We start from the raw sequence: 20901 nt of genomic DNA, 5'->3' as shown, positions 1-20901 counted from the left end.
CGTTTCTCCGCCGTTATATTTATGTTTTAGATTAACTTCCCGCAAATAAAAATGCCCCATGAAGCGTTGAGCTTTATGGGGCATCTGTTTTACCTTTATTTATACTACCATATTTTTACACGTTCGTCAGGCGCTACAAAAAGCAGGTCGCCCGGTTTAATATTAAATGCTTTATAAAAATCATCAACATTTTGTAACGGAACGTATGCACGGTACATACCCGGCGAGTGGGGGTCTGTTTTTACCTGGTTTTTAATAGCCTCATCACGCATCTTTGTACGCCATATAGTGGCCCACGATATAAAAAAGCGCTGCTCTGGTGTAAAACCGTCTATAAGGCCGGGGTCGCCGTTTTCCTTAAGGTATATCTTAAGCCCTTCAAGCGCGGCGTTTACACCGCCCAGGTCGCCTATGTTTTCACCCAGGGTAAACTTACCGTCTACATTAATTCCCGGCAGCGGCTGTAGCGCGCTGTACTGGTTAGCCAGGGCATCGCCCAGGCCTGTAAATTGCTTAAGGTCTTCGGCACTCCACCAGTCTACAAGGTTACCCTCTGCATTGTAGCGTGCACCGCTATCGTCAAAGCCATGCGAAATTTCGTGGCCTATAACAGCGCCTATACCGCCATAGTTAACGGCCTCATCGGCACGGTAATCATAAAACGGCGGCTGTAGTATACCGGCAGGAAACACAATTTCATTATACGAAGGGTTAAAGTAGGCGTTTACAATCTGCGGTGCCATACCCCACTCGGTTTTATCTACCGGCTTGCCCAGTTTTTCAAGGTTCTCCTGGTGCTCCCACCTGGCAATGTTTTTCATATTGCTAAAAAAGCTGCCGTTTTCAGGGCCGGCAATGGTTAGGGCGCTATAGTCTTTCCACTTGTCAGGGTAGCCTATTTTTATACTTAGCTTACGCAGTTTTGTAATCGCGTTGTCTTTAGTTGCTTTTGCCATCCACGGTAACGCGTTAATGCGGTTTTCATAAGCACGCATCACGTTTTTAATCATCGCTTCGGCCTTAGCCTTAGCCTCCGGTGGAAATTTCTTTGCCACATACAGCTTGCCCAGGGCTTCGCCCACAGTACCGTTTATGGTTTGCAACGCATTTTTGTCGCGGTATTCTTCTTTAAGCGCGCCGCGAAGTGTTTTGCTGTAAAACTGCCAGTTTGCCGTTTCTATATCTGTAGATAGCGCTCCCGATGCGCCCCGTAACAGCGACCATTTGAGGTAGTCTTTCCATGCCTCCACATTTTTTTCGTTCAGTATCTTATCCAGCGCCTTGATATAATTTGGCTCAGATACCACTACCGTTTCGGGTTTTCCGGCGCCCACACCCTCAAAGTATGCTGCCCAGTTTATAGACGGCGCTGATTTCTGAAGGTCGGCAACCGTCATAGGGTTATACGTAAGGCGGTCATCGCGCAGCTCTACACGCGTAAAGCGGGGCTGTGCCATGGCAGTTTCCAGTGCCACAATGTTATCTGCTGCTTTAGCTGCTGCATCTTTTTTATAACCCAGGTACGTAAGCATGGTTGCCACATGCTTGCGGTACAGCTCCTTTTTCTCTTTAGAGTCGGCATCTTCAGATACATAATAATCCCTGTCCGGAAGGCCCAGCCTTCCGGTACCCAGGTATAAGGTGTTTTTATTACTGTCTTTAGCATCGGCACCTATATATATGCCAAAAAAGCCTATGCCGCCCTCACGTTCCATCTCAGTAATAAATGCCTGCAGTGTTTTTACATCTTTAATGGCATCAATCTTTTTAAGGTAAGGCTTTAGCGGGCTTATCCCTGCCTTGTTGCGCGCCACGGTATCCATAATGGTGCGGTACAGGTTTGCTGCCTTACCCTCGTCAGACGTTGCTGCAAGTTTTTTGTTTGTTGCACTCTCTTTTAATATCGCCAGGGCATCATTGTTAGTGTTTTCGCGAAGCTCATCAAAGCTTCCCCAACGCGTTTTGTTGCCCGGTATTTCGGTAGCATCAAACCATTTGCCGTTTACATACCTGAAAAAGTCGTTGCCCGGCTTTACCGAGGTATCCATATACTGTAGTTTAATGCCCGGTTTTTGCTGTGCAAATGCTGCGGGGGCAAACAGCCCGGCGGCAAGCGCTATGGCAGCCGTTTTGTTCTTAATGTTTAATTTCATTGTTATCTTTTTCTTAACTTAAAATACAAATATAGTTTTATTAGGGGATTTGTTTATTTTTAAAGGTGTTAATTACGTTTGTATCCGGTCCGTATTTGTATAACGGCCAAATTAAAGCGGCCTCAAATCGCTGAATAAACATTCTTGCGTACCTTTGTACAAATTTTATTCCAATGCTATCTTTCCTTAAAAAATACCGCATTATAATCAGCGTTTTTATAATACTTTCATCTATTATACTCACCCTTTTTTACATCGCCCTTTCGCCTAAAAAAACACTTAAGATATACAGCCCGGCTGATGTAAACCCTGAACTTGCCGACAGCACCATTGCCGCCGTGGCACACCACCACAGTATAGCCCCGTTTCGCTTTGTGAACCAGAATGGGCAAACGGTTACAAATAAAGATTATGAGGGCAAAATATATGTAGCCGATTTCTTTTTTACCACCTGCCAGACCATCTGCCCCATAATGACCAATAATATGGGGTGGCTACAGGATAAGGTTAAGGACATGGATGATGTAAAGCTGCTGTCGCACTCGGTAACGCCTGAAACAGACAGTGTGCCGGTACTGCGCGCCTACGCCGACCTTAAGGGCGCTACCGACGGCAAATGGAATATGGTAACCGGCAATAAGCGCGATATTTACTACATAGCCCGCAAAAGCTACCTGGCCGTAAAAACTAAAAAAAGCAGCCAGCTGTATGATATGGTGCATACCGAAAACTTTATACTGGTAGATAAAAAAGGCAGGATACGGGGGTTTTATGACGGCACCAACCTGGATGGGCCTACAGAGAAAGGCGTTAAAAATGTAGCGCAACTGCTGGAGGATATTAAATGGCTGAGGGAAAATGAGTAGTTGTGCTATCCAACATACTTTTTTAATCGTATAAAATCCTCACCCCCAACCCCTCTCCGAAAGAGAGGGGAGCCGGGAATGGGTACAGTTCGCCCAATTCGCACTCAAAACATCCGAGTGAAGCTGCCCCCTCTCCTTCGGAGAGGGCTGGGGAGAGGAAAAATGTGAAGCGAAGCTTTGCCTACACTAACTTTAGTAATGAAATTGGCTATGTACCTATGTGGGTTAAGACTTTCCCCATTTTTTAACGATTACTTAATTTTTATGTTTACTTTTGTAATCTGAATTTATTCTAAATAAGAATTGAAAACAAATCTTTCATTGCTTAAAAAAGGGCAAAAGGGCATTATAACCGAATTTAATCTGGATGCTATTCCGCTTAAATTACTGGAGATGGGCTGCCTGCCGGGCAATGAAGTGCAACTTTTACAGATAGCGCCATTTGGCGACCCTATTTACATTAACGTTAACGACAGCCACGTGAGTATCCGTATGGAAACCGCTGCCGAAATAGGCGTTATAATTATAACGGATTGATTTTGATGGCTGGCAACAGTATAAAAATAGCCCTTATAGGCAACCCAAACACGGGCAAAACCTCGGTTTTTAACCAGCTTACCGGCCTTAACCAGCAGGTGGGCAACTACCCCGGGATAACCGTAGAACGCAAAGCCGGTTCCTGTAAATTGTCTCCTACAGTTAAGGGGCAGATATTAGACCTGCCCGGCACCTACAGCCTTAATGCCAGCTCTATGGACGAGAACGTGGTTATAGAGCTGCTGATGAACCGGAACGACAAAGATTATCCTGATGTGGCCGTTGTAGTTACCGATGTAGAAAACCTTAAACGCAACCTGCTGCTGTTTACCCAGATAAAAGACCTTGAAATTCCCACCATACTGGTTATCAACATGGCCGACCGTATGGACAAGAAAGGCATAACGCTGGACATACCCTATCTGGAAAACCACCTTAAAACCCGCATTGCGCTGGTAAGCAGCCGCAAGGGCCAGGGCATAGCCCACCTTAAAAACCTTATACTGGCTTATAGCGCCCTGCCTACAGCGCCCTGCCTTAACGCCAGCAGTATAGACCCTGATTATTTTAACAACCTGCGCAAGGCGTTTCCTAACCAGCTGTTATATAAGCTGTGGCTGGTAATAACCCAGGATGTAAACTTTGGTATGGTAGACCGCAAGGAAATGCAGGGCACCTCTTTTACCAAGACCAAGCCGGAGCTTAAGCGCCTGCAGCAAAAAGAGACTATAAAACGCTACCAGTTTATAAATGATGTGCTTAAGGTAGGGCAAACCATAGACCACAGCAACGCGAAAGACCTTCGCGCACGGCTGGACAGGGTGCTTACCCACAAGGTTTTTGGCTACTTAATTTTCCTGGCCATACTGATGCTTATTTTTCAGAGTATCTTTTCATGGAGCGAAATACCCATGAATTTTATCGATGAGCAGTTTGCGTCGTTATCGGCCCATATATCCACACAATTGCCGGCAGGCAGGCTCAATGATCTTGTGGCTCAGGGCATCATACCCGGTATAGGCGGTGTAGTCATCTTTATACCCCAAATCGCATTCCTGTTCCTGTTTATTTCGATACTGGAAGAGAGTGGTTACATGAGCCGTGTGGTATTCCTTATGGATAAGATAATGAAACGCTTTGGCCTAAGCGGTAAGAGCGTGGTACCGCTCATATCGGGCACCGCCTGCGCTATACCGGCCATCATGTCGGCACGCAATATAGAAAACTGGCGCGAGCGGCTCATAACCATACTGGTTACGCCCTTTGTAACCTGCAGTGCCCGCCTACCGGTGTATACCATACTTATTTCGCTCATTATACCTAATGAATATGTACTGGGTATTTTTAACCTCCAGGGGCTTACCCTTATGCTGCTGTACCTGCTGGGCTTTAGCGGCGCCATACTTTCGGCATGGATATTAAATAAGATACTCTCTATAAAACACAAAACGTTTTTTGTGGCAGAAATGCCCAACTATAAGCTGCCGCTGCTTAAAAATGTAGCACTTACCGTAATTGAAAAAACCAAGGCGTTTGTATTTGGCGCCGGTAAAATAATACTGGCGCTGTCGGTTATCATCTGGTTTTTAGGTTCGCACGGGCCGGGCGATGATTTTAAGAATGCGGAGAAAATTATAACTGATTATGGCAGGACATATGGCACTGATTCTGCTAAATGGCCCGACCAGATTGCGGCCTACCAGCTGGAGCATTCCTACATCGGCATCGCCGGAAAAACCATCGAGCCGGTTATCCGTCCCCTGGGTTACGACTGGAAGGTGGGCATTGCCATAGTATCGTCATTCGCGGCGCGGGAGGTTTTTGTGGGCACGCTGGCCACCATTTACAACATAGGCAATACCGATGATGAGGCCACCATACGCCAGCGCATGGCCGCCGATGTAAATAACGAAACCGGCGAAAAAGTATTTAACTTTGCTACCGGCGCTTCGCTTTTGCTCTTCTATGCGTTTGCCATGCAGTGCATAAGTACACTGGCAATTACAAAGAAAGAGACTAATTCATGGACGTGGCCGTTAATACAATTATTCGGCATGAGCGCGTTTGCTTATGTTGTATCGTTAATAGCATACCAGTTGCTTAAATAAGACAGGATTATGAATATACAGGATATAATAACATATACATTGGTAATCGCAGCGGTAGCCTTCCTGGTTAAGAAATTTTTCTTTAAAAAGAAAAAAGCGGCTGGCTGCGGCGACGATTGCGGCTGCCATTAACCGCAGGGAGTGCCTTTAAGGTATTTTGGCTAAGGCCAAAAAATACATACTGAATTTTTGTCTTTTATGCTGAAAGGCGCAAAATATCGGATACATAATAAACATACAGGCGTGCCTGTTTTTTTAAAGGAATAATCCGCGCTTTTTGCCGAAATTAGCGCCATGCAAAGTACTTCCATAACTAAAACACAGCTGGCAGTAATGAGTATTGCCGCGGGCGTATGCGTGGCCAATATTTATTACAACCAACCCATATTAAAAGACATTGCCCACGACTTTAACGTAGCCGAAAGCCGTGCGGGAATAATATCGGTGCTGGCGCAGGCGGGCTATGGCCTTGGCCTGTTTTTCCTTACCCCGCTGGGTGATAAAACCGACCGTAAAAAACTCATCCTAACCTTTATGGGCCTGCTGGTGGCAGTGCTTGCAGGCACTACATTTATACAAAACTTTTTCTGGCTGTGTGCCTTTAGCCTGCTTACCGGGCTGCTGAGCGTGGCCGCACAGGTAATACTGCCCATGGCCGCGGGTATGGACCCCGAAAACCGTGGCCGTAACGTAGGGATTATATTTACCGGTATACTGGTAGGCATACTTTCGGCACGGGTATTTAGCGGATTGATAGGCGAATGGCTGGGCTGGCGCTGGGTATACGGCATTTCGGCGGTTATGGTTATAGGCTGTATGGCTATGGTACAGGTATCCTTGCCCAACATCCGGGGTGTGTTTGAGGGCAGTTACGGCAAGCTGCTGGGGTCGTCGCTATTGCAACTGAAGCGTTTTCCGCAGTTGCGGAAAACAGCATTGCTTGGGGCGCTTATGTTTGGTTTGTTCTGTTCATTCTGGACTACCCTAACCTTTCACCTGGGTGGCGCGCCGTTTCACTACGGTGCGGATATTATAGGGCTGTTTGGCTTTATCGCGATAGGCGGGGCGCTCCTGGCGCCGGTATTTGGCAAACTCGCCGACAAAGGAAGCCCGGCAAAGGCACAGCTATTTGCCGGGCTCATGGTATTGGTAAGTATCGTTTTAATAAAAGTATTGCCCGAGTCGGTGCCTGCGTTTGTCATAGCGGTACTGCTGCTCGATGTGGGCGTGCAGGCCATACAGGTTACTAACGTGGCCACTATTTATGCGCTCGATGCCACCGCGCACAGCCGCATAAACACGGCCTATATGACGAGTTATTTTATAGGCGGGGCGCTGGGCAGCTTTACCGGCCTGCAATGCTGGGGCCTGGGTGGCTGGGACGTGGTAACGTGGCAGTTGCTGGTATGGTGTGTGTTGGGGTTAGCAATAGTAATAGCCTCGTTATACCGGAGGGATACTGATTCACGTTACTAGGTGTTACACCTACGGATAAGTTGATGTACTATACAAGTGGAGAATTAACCACCCCGGCTTTCAGCCACCCCTCAAGAGGGGAATTAGCTTCACTCCGGCAAAAAAAATCTGTTTGCATCTGTACAATCTGTGTCATCTGTGTTCCAATCAAAAAAACCTAATCCCGCTCTTCCAGCACCTTTATCATACGGAAGGATTTGAGTAAGTGAATCAACCCGGGAATAATAAGCGCCCCTCCGATGATGAGGCTGATGCCCAGTACATCCATAACCTTTTCAGGAGCGGCATGGTCCAGCAGGCTTACCGGGCCTTGTTTGGTAATGATAAGGTTCGGGAAATGCGTGCCTATGGCAGCAAATAGTATCAGCAATACCTGTAGCCCGGCAAGGAAGCGGCTCCAGATAACGCGGCCTATTTGTATTACCCTCCACAGCGGGTAGAGTAATATTCCCGATAAGGTTACCGCACCAATCGCCAGCGGATTGGTTACAAACTCCATACTGAATTCGTTACCCTGCACATACCCTGTGCCTATGGTTATAAACCCAAAGAATACCACGGCGATAATGGCCACCCGTGCCTTGCGCATGTACATGCGTTTTTCATAATCCTGCGCTTCGCCAATAAGGAATGTAGCGGCCAGGAACACGCACAGCGTACTGAAAAAGAACCCCGTAAGTATGGGGAACGGCTGTAGCCAGGGGTACACATATAAGTCATAAAAATCGGCGTTAGGCGCCTGCTCCAGCGTTTGGATGTCGCCGTTAAGGAGCGCGCCAAACGTCATCCCTAAAAATATAGGTGTTACCAGGCAGCTGAACTCAAACATACGGTCATACAGGTGCTGGCTGTTGTCTTTAACGGCATCATAATGGCGGAACACAAAGGCCACCCCACGCAGGGTAATGCCCAGCAATATGAGCGTGAGCGGTATGTGCATGTATATGATAATGATGTTGTAAAAGTCGGGAAAGGCGATCCACAATATTACAATAAGGATGATAATCCAGATGTGGTTGGCCTCCCAAACGGGGCCCATAACGCTGTATACCGTTTTCTTAATACTCTTTTTATGGTCGGGCGCACTGAACAGCTCCAGCGTACCGGCGCCAAAATCAGCACCACCCAAAAGCACATATAAAAAGAAGGAAACGACTACGAAAAGCAATACTACATACAACATGGCTTACTGGTTTTGCTGGTTAAGTACCTTAATTTGTCGTGCCATAAGCCAGGTAACCGCCACGGTTAGCGTGGCATAGAGCACTACATACATATAAAAACTGTATATCATGCCCGGCATGGGGGTAACGGCATCTTTAGTACGCATCACGTTATGGATGATCCAGGGCTGGCGGCCTACTTCGGTTACTATCCAACCGGCTTCGAGCGCCAGGAAGCCTACAGGCGCCATGACGGCAAAAAACAGCCAGTAGCGTTTACTGCCCTGCCAGCTTTTCTTTTTAAGGCTGGTGAAATACACCACTGCCGCAAGCATCAGCAGCCCGCCCAGGCTCACCATTACCTGAAACGCATAGTGCGTAATGGCTACCGGTGGGCGGTCTTCCTTTGGGATGTCGTTAAGGCCTTTTACTTCGGCATCAAAATCGCCAAAAGCAAGGAACGACAGCGCTTTAGGTATTTCTATTTTGTGGGTAACGGTTCCGGTTTCTTCGTCAACGATTCCGCCTATATAAAGCGGTACGCCTTTCCCGGTGTTATAATGCGCTTCGAGGGCGGCGAGCTTTACGGGTTGACGCACGGCAATATCCTTGGCGGAATGGTCGCCGCTTATGGGTTGCAGCAGCGCGGCCACAGCTCCGAAGATGATAGCGATATTAAAGGCCGTTTTGTGTACCAGCGTGTTGCGCCCCTTGTAGATTTGCCACGCGTGTATGCCCGCTACAGCAAAGGAGGTTGCAGCAAAGGCGGCGAGGGTCATGTGGAGGGCCTGGGCAAACCATGCATCGTTAAGGAATGCGGCAACCGGGTCGATGTTAAGGAACTCGCCGTTAACATAGTCGAAGCCCGCGGGGCTGTTCATCCAGCTGTTTGCCGATACTACCAGTATGCCCGATACCATGCCCGATACACCCACAATTACCCCCGTAAACAGGTGGAAGCGTTCGGGTATTTTGTTCCATCCGTAAAGGTAAAAGCCCAGGGCCACGGCTTCTATAAAAAAAGCGGCGCCTTCCAGCGAAAAGGGCATGCCGATGATAGGCCCGGCGTGCTTCATAAAGGCAGGCCACAGCAGGCCCAGTTCAAACGAGAGCGCGGTACCCGATACGGCCCCGGTTACAAAAAATATGGCTACGCCCTTTTGCCAGGACTTGGTAAGTGTGAGGTATTCCGGGCGGCGGGTTTTAAGGTATTTGGCGTGGCTTAATACCATAAAAAAGGGCATTACCATACCGATACAGGCAAATACGATGTGAAAGATTAGGGTGAATGCCATTTGCATCCGTGCGGCATCTAAATTATCCATTTCAGGGAGGGTTTAATTTAAGACTACCCAAAGGTACGGCACAAACCGATGCGGTGGGAAGATTTTTTTGTCGATTTTTATGGAACACAGAGGCCACAGATTTGAATGATTTTCACAGATTTTTTCTGCGTGGGGTAGCGACGTTGCAGTGCAACGTCTGCGTCATGATAAACCGCCACCCGGATTTAAGCCGGAACTAATATACGCGACCCCTTCAGAGTCGGTGGAACAGCGCCTCGCAATCAGGCACGAGTAAAGCTATTCCCCTCTTGAGGAGCACCCGCAGTGCGGGTTAGTTTATTGAATAAAATACCTTTTATACACACCTTGTTTTACGGTTCTTTTTATTTTAGCTACGTGTAGTTGTACAGATTTGTGTAATTTGTAAATCAGTACCTCAAGGGTTTTTGTTGTGCTGCGGGTAACATTATTTTACTACATTTGGGTAAACCAACTAAAAACCATCCGATATGAAAAAAGCACTACCTGCATTGCTCTTTATTTCATCCATTTTTTTAGCGCACGCACAGCAAGAGCCGGCACTGCTCTGGACAAAACGCACAGGCAGTAATTTTAATGATGAAGTAGCAGCCCTCAGTACCGATGCTGCCGGAAACCTTTATGCTGCCGGGCGGGTATCGCTGGCAGTAGACCTTGACCCCGGCGCAGGCGAACATGTTGTAGACGGTGGCCCGGGCGGCGCGTTTGTAAATCGCTATAATGCAGATGGTAGCCTGTCATGGGGCGGTATCTTTAAATGTTCTGTAACGAATAGCGGCAGTAACATTACCGGTATGGATGTAGATGCGGCAGGCAATGTATACAGTTGCGGTCATTTTAACGGCATTTGCGATTTTAACCCGGGCGCCGGCACCTATAATATAAGTACCGCGATTACACCCATTATGCTTACTGATTTTTTTATTACAAAGCTGGACTCAAACGGAAATTTTCTTTGGGCAAAAGCCATACAGGGTACAAGCCCGCTTATCGAAAAATCCGTAGCGGGTATCTGCGCGGATAATGCAGGCAATATCTATATAACCGGGTTCTATTCAGGCGTTGTTGACTTTGACCCGGATGCGGGCATTGCTAACAGCGAACCTGTAGGCACATGGGATGCCTATGTAGCCAAATATGACACTAACGGCAACTTTTTATGGGTAAAAAGTTATGGTACGGCGGCTAAGACCGCGATGGGCACATCACTGGTATCTGACGGTGAAAATGTTTACGCGGCCGGGGTTTTTGGCGGTGTGGTAGATTTTGATGCCGGTAGCGGGGTACACAACCTTACAGCACACGGCATCTATTCTGACTTGTATATACTAAAGCTTACCGGAAGTGGAGATTTTGCCTGGGCAAAAAATATTGGCAACGATTTTAATTCCGGGGTTAACGCAATAACGCTTGATAATGGGGGTAATATACTGGCAACAGGATATTTCAGCGACCCTACCGATTTTGACCCGGGTACCGGTGTTTATGAGTTACCATCAGCCGAAGGCACTAACCTTTTTGTGCTTAAGCTGGATAATAACGGTAATTTTATATGGGCCAGGACGGCTTTGGGAGGAAGTATTGAAGGTAGGGACGTAGACGCCGATGCCAATGGTAACGTGTTTGTAACGGGCAGGTTTAACACCTCTTCCGATTTTAGTTCAGAAGGCACAAGCCCCATGCAAAGCTTTGGCGAACAGGATGTTGTTTTAGCTAAGCTGGATAGCGGCGGCAGTATGGTATGGCAAAAGCAGATGGGCAGTACGGGGGTTGAAGATGACCTGTTTGTAGCGGCTGGCAGCGGCGAGAATGTGTTTGCAGCAGGCGTTTTTCAGGATACGGTGCACTTTGTGCCCGGCACCGCGGCAGATGACCTTACCTTTCTGGGTGGTACCGACTTTTTTATTGCCCGCTACGGTTTTCCCGAAACGTCCGGCACTGCCGCAACTATAAAAGAAACCGTGGTGGTGTACCCAAACCCTTCGTCGGGCGAGCTGTTTATAAATACACCGGATAGCCTGCTCGGGGCAAATGCTACGGTATATACACTGCTGGGGCAACGTATGGCACAGTTTAACCTTAGGTCCAAAACTACGCAGCAAACGTTTGCCCGTGGTTTTTATATGCTTGAGGTAAATAACGGAAGGGAGAAACAGACGGTAAAATTTGTAGTGGAGTAACTATCAATTATAAACCTCCCCCCGGGCGTTATACGTGGCTAATGCACGCGACCCTTTCAGTTCCGGGGGGCTCAATTTATCCTAACAATTAATTTAACAAACAAGCCTCAATAACCCCAAAAATTCCGTTACCATTTATATAACAATTAGTTAGAATAGCGATTAAAATAAATATTTTTTGTGTATTCATGAATTTTACAAATAAAACATCAGCAACAATTCACTACATTTGATACACATTTATCTTAAAATTGCCTTAATATGGATAACATTACTTCGCTATTTAACAAATCAGCAACCTATTTATTAGCCTGCCTTGGCCTCGCGGTATCTGCCTATGCGCAATGCCCTGCAAACATCACGGTAAATAATACTCCCGGCAGCTGCGGTGCTACAGTTACCTATGCCGTTACACCCGCGGGTGGCGGTAACGGGCAGTCGGTTAACGGGGTGGTTAACCCCAGCGCGGGCAATGGCTTTGGCGGCTGGACCGTTACTAACGGCGGCGACGGCTGGGTAGAGAGCGGCGCATATTTTCTGTCGTCTTATGAGCTGGGCACCATGAGCCAGGTTATTGACCTTACCACCATGGGCATGACCGATGCCTACATGGATACCCAGCCCGCCATAACCGTGAGCGAAGACTATATAGGCTGGTTTATAAACTATGCCGACTACTACTCGCTTACCGTACAGTTGCGCGGCGAGGCCGATAACGTAATTGCATCCTATACTACGGGTACCCTTACTACAACGGCTAACCTGCAAACGGCCAGCCATGTATTTACCGGCTACGGCACCGGCGTGCGCAAGGTATATATAGCCCACACCGGCGATGATGTTGAATACTGGGCCGGGCAGTATGGCGCGGCGGTAACCAACGTGCAGTGCACTGTAGCCGTACCCACAGGAACAGTGGTGCAAACGGGAGGATTAGCCAGCGGTGCGGTGTTCCCTATAGGTACAACTACCAATACCTTTGAGCTTACCGACACTAACAATGTGGTTACCACCTGTAGTTTTGATGTAACGGTGGTAGACAACCAGGCGCCCACCATAACGCTAAACGGCGGCGCTACCGCCACGCTCAACGAAAACGGCGAAGCCACCATTACCCTTGAAGATATAGACATTAGCGCTGTAGACAACTGCACGGCAAATACTGTAACACTGAGTATACCGCCAACCTCCTACACCTGTGCCAACCTGGGCATGAACGCGCTTACCGTTACCGCCAGCGATGGCACTAACATGGCTACCCAGGTGGTGTATGTAAATGTAACCGATGCCATAGACCCCATACTTACCCTGCAGCCCGCGGTTTTGATATTGGATAACGAGGGCATGGCCACACTTACACAGGCCGACGTAGATAACGGCAGTACCGACAACTGCGCCATAAGTTCGTTTACGTTCTCCCAGGCGATGTTTAGCTGTGAGGAGATGGGCGAGCATACCATTATGGTAACTGCTGCCGATGCCTCTGGAAATACAACTACCGCCGAAGTATTGGTGAGCGTCGCCGATAACACACCGCCGGTACTGGCCCTGCAAAACGTTACACTTGTACTCGGCGAAAACGGCACTGCCACCCTGAGCCAGGCCGACGCAGATACCGGCAGTACCGATAACTGTGCGATTGATTCGTTCTCATTCAGCCAGAGTGAGTTTAGCTGCGACGACAGTACCGCCACGGTTACCGTTACGGCCATTGATACCGCGGGCAACGTGAGCACCGGCCAGATTACCGTTACCATAGCCGATGAAACCGCGCCGGTAGCCATAGCCCAGGACATTACCCTGGAGCTTACCGAAAACGCTACCGTTACCCTTAACGCCGCTGTTTTTGGCGCAGGCTCTACCGACAACTGCGGTATTGTGGACTGGGGCGTAAACACCACGTCTTTTGAGTGTGACGACATTGGCGAAAACACCGTTACCCTTACCGTTACCGATGCCGCCGGGCACACCGCCACCACTACCGCCGTGGTTACCGTTACCGACCCTAACAACTACTGCGAAACATCGGCCACGGCTGCTAACTTTGCCAATGCCGTTACCCTGTACCCTAACCCGGCTAACAGCGTGCTTACCATTGCCGCAAGCGGCTACAGCATTGCTAAAGTGGCGTTGTATGACCTTAACGGGCGCCACGTGCACACTATTAATGGCAACGCTAACGGGCCGCTTACCGTCGACGTAAGTGGGCTCTCAGCAGGGATATATATGGTAAAGCTATATAGCGCCGATGGTGTTGCCATCAAAAAATTAGTAAAGGAATAATTTACACTGTTTATAGTTGAAGTCCCCGGCTGATGGCTTTCAGCCGGGGATTTTTTTGTGGTATTGTGCGGGGTGTATTAAGCGGATAATAATTGTGAAATATATGTTAAAAGCATTATATTTGATATAACTGCCAACATACTTAAAGATGATTTTTATTCCGCCCTTAGAGATTGCATCTAAAATTATGACACTGATACAGGATGCTGATAAAGAAGTTATCATTGTATCTCCTTATGTCGATTTATCCAAATGGGATAAAATGAAAAAATGCCTCGAAAAAGCTGTGCAAAAAGGTATTAAAATTACATTTATTGCGAGGAGGAATGCTAAGCAGGATCTATCTGTTTTGTCGAATATTGGCATCACGCCCACATTGATTGACGACCTACATGCGAAAGTCTATATCAACGATTCATATGCAATTGTAACCTCATTAAACCTTGTTCAGTATTCCGACATTAACTCAATAGATATTGCCTACAGGACAGATACAAAAGCTGAACGAAAAGAACTCTTGGGCTTTGTAGACAAGTACATTGTTGATACAAGGAAAACTCCCCCGCCAGTACCAACGAGGATAACACAAAATCTTACTGAGAGCACCGTAGTTTTTAATGAATATCAAACCGCTAAAATACATGAGGCCTTTGTAGGCAAATTTTGGGATGCGAAGTTTAATAAGACCTCAGCTTATGTATTTGGCGAAAGCTTATTCCCATTTGGTGATGCGATGATGGATTCGCGATTAACAATCAGGATTTCAAAGTCAAGGACAGATTTTGATGAAATAATCAAATATATTGAAACCTTACATTTTCAGAGTTATCATGACTTTAGGATTGAGTTAAACCTCAAAAGTAAGAATAGTTTGTACTATCTTGATTTTGTTCCCACTCGGAAAATTGAATTGCAGAAACTCATTGACGATTATATTAATGTTTGTAACATCATATTAAACAGCGAAATTCATACGGTTTTGAAAAGGCAACCTAATTTTTTTATATAGATAGCTAATCACGAAGATAAATGTTTGAAAATAACGAGCTAGCATTAATAATTTGGATTCTAATTTTAGCGTGTATATTATTAATTGGTAAATCCACAAGAAAATCATTCATAAGGGTCTTAACAACTCTATTTCAAATGATGTTTCTCAAACTTTATTTTATCACATTCGTCTATATATTTGCTATCGTATTTCTCCTTTACAAAGTTTCTATCTGGAACGTTAGCTTATTAAAATCAACTGTGATTTGGGCTGTATTTAATGGGATTGTAATGATCTTCAAATTAGAAAGGAATAGCAAGTTTAAAAATAATTTTATTGATATTTTAAATGAAAATCTTTCCTACACAATAATGGTTGAATTTATTATTGGGCTTTCTTCATTCAGTTTTATTAGCGAATTTGTATTAGTACCTCTTTATTTTTTTGTTGGAGTATTGCTCGCATATTCTGAAATCAATAAAATGACGATTTCAAAAAAAATAAATAAAGCAGCTACAATCTTTTTGCTAATATTATTTGCATATAAGATATTTGATCTTGTTACAAATTATGGGAATTATTTTAACCCGGACTTAATTCCAGAGTTGTTACTTGCTCCGTTATTATCAATAGCATTTATACCTTTTCTATGGGTGTTCTTTATATATATAAATTATGAAAATGTATTTGTGTCACTTAAATTAATTCTGCACCCAAAACTCCTTGTTTATGCGAAATTAAAACTGTTTTTCCATTTTGGAACAAATATTACAGGTTTAAAAAGATGGCTACAACAGATGCACTCTATTCATTCGATTGATAATATTGATAAAATAAAAATTATCGAACTCATCAAAAAAATTAAAGATTTACAAGTACTCGAAAAAAAGCCTCCAAAGATTGATAACACTTTAGGTTGGTCACCTTACATTGCTAACGAATATTTGAAAAAATTAGGTTTAACAACCGGATTTTATTTCAATTATTCTGGGGATGAATATTGGCACGGATCCGCGGATTTGAGTATCGGTAATCAGGTTTTAAAAAATAGAATCTCATATTATTTGAATGGGAGAGAACATATCGTAACATCTTTAAAATTAGTTTTGACTATCTACGATATAAAGTCAAATGATCTCGCATTCGTAGAATATTTAAAATATATTACAACACTATACCAAAAAGTGTTTGATGATTTATTGCCCGAAAAACTTGCTAAAGCTTTTGTCTTAAATAAGGATTCAAGTGCAAAAATTGGCAGTTTTGAAATAACAATTCAAAGAAAAATTTGGAATATCAAAAATGGATGTTATAAAATTGATTTCGAGATTAGACATGATAGTCATATAGATTAAATATTTAGATTTTTTTTCTTACCCCCGCAAAATTACAACGCATTCCCGCATCAAGTACTGAACGCAATCCTTCAGTACAACCTGCCTGAAAAAGTGGTATGGCAAATAGGCGCAAATTTTAGCCTGAAAACTTTTATACCGATTGCACAACCAAAAAACGCAAAACACTAAATATCAGAGCACTAACTTTTTTGGAAAAAGCCCAAAAACGGCCCTTTTTTTGAAAAAATATATACCGATTGTCCAACTTTTGCCCTTTTTGAGGTTTTTTTATGTCTGAATTTGTAATTCGTTGTCAAAATACAACCGGTTTTGTAGACCGGCTTCATACCATAGGGAATTTTACAGGTAATTCAATAAATTTTTGCCGCTGGTGACTATAATTAATCGAAATGAACTTTATAATTAAGTAGTTGGAGCATTTTTTTTAACATAGTGGTTAAATATGTTAAAATTAATTATTAAGTTTACAGTACTAACGTAGTTTAGGTAAACCTTTTGGGGGCACAAACATAAGGAGAAAGTGATTGTGCCCCTGTTTTTAACAGTGTAAAATAAGTAGTGCTATTTTAAACGAAAGGAGGCATCGCGCGTGGTAACGTGGGCCTCCTTCTTTTATATACAGTAGTTTCACCTGCCATTATAATCCCTTATTGCTTGATATTGAAGCCTTGCTGTTTGTAAATTGCGGTGGATTTGTTGCGTGAAACGCGTTAAACTCTCCAATATTTTGCCATAATTTCCTTACCTTTGGGTTTCCTATTCTAACCAAATGTTTACCAATTTCAGGCGATACCTACAGGAAAAAGCAGCTTTTACTGAAGCCGACCTTAAAACGGTTGAGGAAGTATGTATATACAGGCACCTTAAAGCCGGCGAGAAACTATTGGCCGAGGGGGAAACCTGGCACCACAATGCATTTGTGTACCAGGGACTTACCCGAGGCTACCGCATTAACCATAATGGGGAAGAGCAAACCATTAATTTTTCACCTGAAGATTACTGGACCGGCGACCGCGAAGCGCTGCTTACAGGCAGGCCTACCTGCGTGAACATCGAAGCCCTCGTCGATACTGACCTGCTGCTGATAGAGAAGACAGACTTTGACTACCTCTGTACAAACGTGGTGCCTTTCAGCGAGTTTATGACGAACCTTATACAGCGCAACCTGGAAGCCTACCATAAACGCCTTGATGAAAACCGCGCCTTTACCGATGACGAAAAAGTGCTGGCTTTTATACAAAAATTTCCCACCGTAATGTCGCGGGCACCCTTGCATACCATTGCCACCTACCTGGATATCGACTCATATAAGCTTAAGTTTTTGCTCGATACGCTTAGTTAAAACGTTGGCTTAATTAAGGTTAACTTCGTTTTTTAAAAAACCTCAGCCAACGCTGCCTTAATAACAGCATAGACCCGCTCCAGCTGCGCATCTGTAATGATATAGGGCGGCAGTATGTATACTATGTTACCCACAGGCCGCATAACCACACCATTTGCCATAAAAAAGTCATACAGCCGGTTACGGAACCCGCCGTAATAAGCCTCCTCCCCTTCCCTTTCAATTTCGAGCGCGAAGATAACACCCTGTACCCGAGCGGTTTTTACCCGCGGATGCCGTAGTATTTCGTCCATGAAATCAAGGTGGCGGGCACTTACACGCTGTATATTCTCCTGCATCTCCGGGGTAAGCAGCAGGTCGAGCGCGGCATGGGCAGCAGCGCATCCGGTAGGGTTTGCCGTAAACGTATGCCCGTGAAACAGCGCTTTGTTTACATCATCATCATAAAACCCGTCGAAAATCTGTTGGGTAAAGGTGGTTATCGCCATGGGTATGGTGCCGCCTGTTAGTGCCTTGCTAAGGCACATCATGTCAGGCTGCCGGGTAAGATAATCACAGGCAAAGTTACGCCCGGTTTTTCCAAAGCCCGTCATCACTTCATCGGCTATGGTGAATACATTGTGCGCACGGCAGGCGGCCATAAGGGCGTCCAGCGGGGCAGGATTATACATTACCATTCCTGCTGCGCCCTGTACCAATGGCTCAAAGATAAACGCGGCATAGTCGCCTGTGGCAAGCAGGCCGTTAAGCGTGTCAAGGCTCTCCTGCTCCCGGCCTGTAGTAGGAGCGGGTATACGGCTCACCTCAATCATCGACCCGCGGAATGCCTCGGTAAAAAACGAGATGCCGCTGGCAGCCATTGCCGCAAACGTATCACCATGGAAACCATTTTCTAAAGCGATTATCTTAGTGCGCTTTTCGCCCTTATTGTAAAAATATTGCAAAGATGCTTTAAGCGCTACCTCAACCGCGGTACTGCCGTTATCGCTAAAAAACAGTTTCTTTTGGCTGGATGGCAAAATCTCTAAAAGCCTTTCGGCTAAAAGCTGCGCGGGCTTGTGCGTAAAGCCCCCAAAAAGCACGTGTTCCAGTGTGGTGAGCTGCTTGTAAATGGCATCGGCAATGTATTTATTACTATGGCCAAAGGGATTTACCCACCAGCTGGCAATGGCATCTATATATGCATTGCCGTCCTTATCCCATAACAATGCGCCTTCGCCCCGGGCTATCTCTACGGGAAGCGGGGCGGTTTTATGCTGGGTGTAAGGGTGCCAGAGGGCCAGCCCCCCAACCCCCGAAAGCCCCCCAACCCCCAAAGGGGGAGTAGGCTCACTTGTATATTCTGAATCTCTCAATGTTTATTTTTTAGTGGCAAAATTACAACGCAGCAAAGTTTGAGTGAAGCTAAATCTTAAATCTACAATCTTAAATCTGAAATAACTTGTCCCTAAACTCCTCCGCATACTCCGCGATTACATTTGCATCAAAATAGGGTTCATCTTCAATGCGGCCGATTACGCTAAGCCCGGTCATTTTAAGGATTATCTCTTCGGTAGCTTTGTTCTCATCGCCGTTAAAGATAATGCCTGCAATAGTAAGCCCACGGCTTTTGATTGCCTCAACGGTAAGCAGCGTATGGTTGATGCTGCCCAGGTAATGCCGCGAAACTATTATTACTTTATAGTCCGGTTGTATGATATCGGCTATGGTTTGTGTGTCATTAATGGGTACATAAATGCCGCCCGCGCCTTCTATAACTAAATGCTCGTTAGTGGTTTCGGGTTCAACTATGTTGCCTGGCATTATGGTTACCCCGTCAAGCGCCGCCGCATGGTGCGGGCTTGCAGGCGTGTTGAGCGCATAGCTGTTAGGGTAAAATACAGTCCTGGCATTGTTTACATAACGCTGTACTTTGCGAGTGTCAGAGTTATCAAGGTCGCCTGCCTGTATGGGCTTCCAGTAATCCGCTTCAAGCGCCTGGGTAATAATGGCGGCGGCTATGGTTTTGCCTACATCGGTACCTATGCCGGTTATAAATAGTTTCATTTTAAGGTCTTCTATCAGCTTATTACGCTGTTATTTCATCTCAAATTCATTACCGCAGTCATTGCAGTGGTATTTGTATTTCATTAAAAAAGGTAATGTGCCTAACATGAGTGTGCCCAGAAAAAAGCCCAAGAGCCCTTTGCCATCCCGCACGGTGCTCATTACCTCAACTTTTGTTCCGTTACAAACCGGGCAGATAATATTATTGCCGTTATTGTCAACTGCATAGCGGCTTATTTCAGCCAGTATTTCCTTAGCTTTTGTGGCATCGGCGGTACGCACAAACAGTTTTACACCGCCTATGGCATTGCTCACCAGCGTGTCGGTATCAATGGTGTTGTTATCGGCCAAAAAAACATCTATGCCATCGGCTTCCAGCCTGCCTTTAACAATCATGGCTTCCGCCGAATACTGAAAAACGGCAATTTTTTCAAAAGTAGGTTCCATACTACAAAGTTACGCAAATAAAAACCCTTTCTTTAGGGAAAGGGTTAGTGTGTCATTTATTTATAGTTCATCGGGCTTCAGGTGTACTATTTTTCCGCCTCGTTTTACCACCAATACCGAGTCCGTTTTTCTTTTCTGTTCCACCAGCCGTTCAAAAGCAAGATGCAGGCCTGCTACGATCTTGTCCCTGAATTCCTTTTCTGTTTCTTTTACGTTACTCATATCATTCCTTTTAAAACAATAAGCTTATTGTTGTCATAAATTGTAAAAGTACCATCCGGTTCCCTTGTAGCAATAAACTCCGGATGACCGTTTGTATTATCAAATATAAGGACTCTGTCTGGTACTGTCATATAAATATCAGAAAGATTTTTGATTCCGGCACGGTACCGGCGTTCTATTACCTCTTCAGGAATATTATGTCCACCTTCGCTTACGCGCGCTTTTACACGGTCTTTTGCCTGTTCAATACTGTCAAGCCTGCATTTACAAACTCCCGGCAGTTAAGTATGTCCGGCAATATGGTATAGGATGCCGTAGTTTTACCGGCGCCGTTATAGCCTGCAATGATATAAAGGTTTTTTTGCCCTTCCTTACAAATTTAGCAAATTATCACTAACATTTTT

The 20901-nt window shown here is 45.4% G+C and carries 17 protein-coding genes and 1 pseudogene; 10 read left to right on the top strand and 8 right to left on the bottom strand.

Going from position 1 to position 20901, the window contains the following annotated elements; genetic code table 11:
- Nucleotides 1-104 precede the first annotated feature (104 nt).
- Nucleotides 105-2153: a M13 family metallopeptidase gene (locus ACLI09_RS01260; RefSeq protein ID WP_411417763.1), complete on the bottom strand. Its 2049-nt coding sequence runs from the start codon at nt 2151-2153 to the stop codon at nt 105-107.
- A 173-nt stretch (nt 2154-2326) separates the two neighbouring features.
- Between ACLI09_RS01260 and ACLI09_RS01255 the strand changes: the two genes are divergently transcribed.
- The 5 genes from ACLI09_RS01255 (at nt 2327) to ACLI09_RS01235 (ending at nt 7140) form a co-directional block, all read left to right on the top strand.
- Nucleotides 2327-3019, top strand: coding sequence for an SCO family protein (locus ACLI09_RS01255; RefSeq protein WP_411417762.1), 693 nt, complete (start codon nt 2327-2329; stop codon nt 3017-3019).
- 303 nt (nt 3020-3322) lie between these two features.
- Nucleotides 3323-3556, top strand: a complete 234-nt coding sequence (locus ACLI09_RS01250) for a FeoA family protein (protein WP_411417761.1) — start codon at nt 3323-3325, stop codon at nt 3554-3556.
- A 5-nt stretch (nt 3557-3561) separates the two neighbouring features.
- Entirely contained in the window at nt 3562-5664 is a 2103-nt protein-coding gene (feoB, locus tag ACLI09_RS01245; RefSeq protein WP_411417760.1) for a ferrous iron transport protein B, read from the top strand.
- A 9-nt stretch (nt 5665-5673) separates the two neighbouring features.
- A complete protein-coding gene (locus ACLI09_RS01240; RefSeq protein WP_411417759.1) occupies nt 5674-5796 on the top strand; it encodes a FeoB-associated Cys-rich membrane protein in 123 nt (40 codons plus the stop codon).
- A 162-nt stretch (nt 5797-5958) separates the two neighbouring features.
- Complete coding sequence (locus ACLI09_RS01235; RefSeq protein ID WP_411417758.1) at nt 5959-7140, top strand: MFS transporter; 1182 nt, start codon at nt 5959-5961, stop codon at nt 7138-7140.
- Nucleotides 7141-7297: 157 nt separating this feature from the next.
- On the opposite strand, the gene ACLI09_RS01230 is transcribed toward ACLI09_RS01235, so the two are convergent.
- Nucleotides 7298-8323 carry a cytochrome d ubiquinol oxidase subunit II gene (locus tag ACLI09_RS01230; protein WP_411417757.1) on the bottom strand — a complete coding sequence of 342 codons (1026 nt, stop codon included), beginning with the start codon at nt 8321-8323 and terminating at the stop codon, nt 7298-7300.
- A gap of 3 nt (nt 8324-8326) precedes the next feature.
- Nucleotides 8327-9628: a cytochrome ubiquinol oxidase subunit I gene (locus tag ACLI09_RS01225; protein ID WP_411417756.1), complete on the bottom strand. Its 1302-nt coding sequence runs from the start codon at nt 9626-9628 to the stop codon at nt 8327-8329.
- A gap of 470 nt (nt 9629-10098) precedes the next feature.
- Between ACLI09_RS01225 and ACLI09_RS01220 the strand changes: the two genes are divergently transcribed.
- The 5 genes from ACLI09_RS01220 (at nt 10099) to ACLI09_RS01200 (ending at nt 17782) form a co-directional block, all read left to right on the top strand.
- On the top strand, nt 10099-11808 hold the full coding sequence (locus ACLI09_RS01220; RefSeq protein WP_411417755.1) for a T9SS type A sorting domain-containing protein: 1710 nt from the start codon (nt 10099-10101) through the stop codon (nt 11806-11808).
- 261 nt (nt 11809-12069) lie between these two features.
- Entirely contained in the window at nt 12070-14091 is a 2022-nt protein-coding gene (locus ACLI09_RS01215) for a T9SS type A sorting domain-containing protein (protein ID WP_411417754.1), read from the top strand.
- 187 nt (nt 14092-14278) lie between these two features.
- On the top strand, nt 14279-15100 hold the full coding sequence (locus ACLI09_RS01210; RefSeq protein ID WP_411417753.1) for a hypothetical protein: 822 nt from the start codon (nt 14279-14281) through the stop codon (nt 15098-15100).
- A 272-nt stretch (nt 15101-15372) separates the two neighbouring features.
- A complete protein-coding gene (locus ACLI09_RS01205) occupies nt 15373-16437 on the top strand; it encodes a hypothetical protein (protein ID WP_411417752.1) in 1065 nt (354 codons plus the stop codon).
- 772 nt (nt 16438-17209) lie between these two features.
- A complete protein-coding gene (locus ACLI09_RS01200) occupies nt 17210-17782 on the top strand; it encodes a Crp/Fnr family transcriptional regulator (RefSeq protein WP_411417751.1) in 573 nt (190 codons plus the stop codon).
- A 32-nt stretch (nt 17783-17814) separates the two neighbouring features.
- Here ACLI09_RS01200 and bioA read toward each other — a convergent pair whose 3' ends face one another.
- From bioA to ACLI09_RS01175, 5 genes and pseudogenes are all read right to left on the bottom strand, one after another.
- Nucleotides 17815-19065 carry an adenosylmethionine--8-amino-7-oxononanoate transaminase gene (bioA, locus tag ACLI09_RS01195; RefSeq protein WP_411418004.1) on the bottom strand — a complete coding sequence of 417 codons (1251 nt, stop codon included), beginning with the start codon at nt 19063-19065 and terminating at the stop codon, nt 17815-17817.
- 142 nt (nt 19066-19207) lie between these two features.
- The gene (bioD, locus tag ACLI09_RS01190) at nt 19208-19828 is read right to left on the bottom strand and encodes a dethiobiotin synthase (protein ID WP_411417750.1); all 621 of its coding nucleotides are present in this window, start codon (nt 19826-19828) and stop codon (nt 19208-19210) included.
- 30 nt (nt 19829-19858) lie between these two features.
- Nucleotides 19859-20275: a DUF2007 domain-containing protein gene (locus ACLI09_RS01185; RefSeq protein WP_411417749.1), complete on the bottom strand. Its 417-nt coding sequence runs from the start codon at nt 20273-20275 to the stop codon at nt 19859-19861.
- 60 nt (nt 20276-20335) lie between these two features.
- On the bottom strand, nt 20336-20497 hold the full coding sequence (locus ACLI09_RS01180; RefSeq protein WP_411417748.1) for a hypothetical protein: 162 nt from the start codon (nt 20495-20497) through the stop codon (nt 20336-20338).
- Nucleotides 20494-20876, bottom strand: a pseudogene (locus tag ACLI09_RS01175) (hypothetical protein). Before ACLI09_RS01175 ends, ACLI09_RS01180 begins: the two are co-directional and overlap by 4 nt.
- Between the last annotated feature and the right edge of the window lie 25 nt (nt 20877-20901).

The sequence above is a fragment of the Flavobacterium sp. RHBU_24 genome (genome assembly GCF_046613695.1).
Taxonomy (GTDB): Bacteria; Bacteroidota; Bacteroidia; order Flavobacteriales; family Flavobacteriaceae; genus Flavobacterium.
This window is presented reverse-complemented; position numbering and strand designations above follow the sequence as displayed.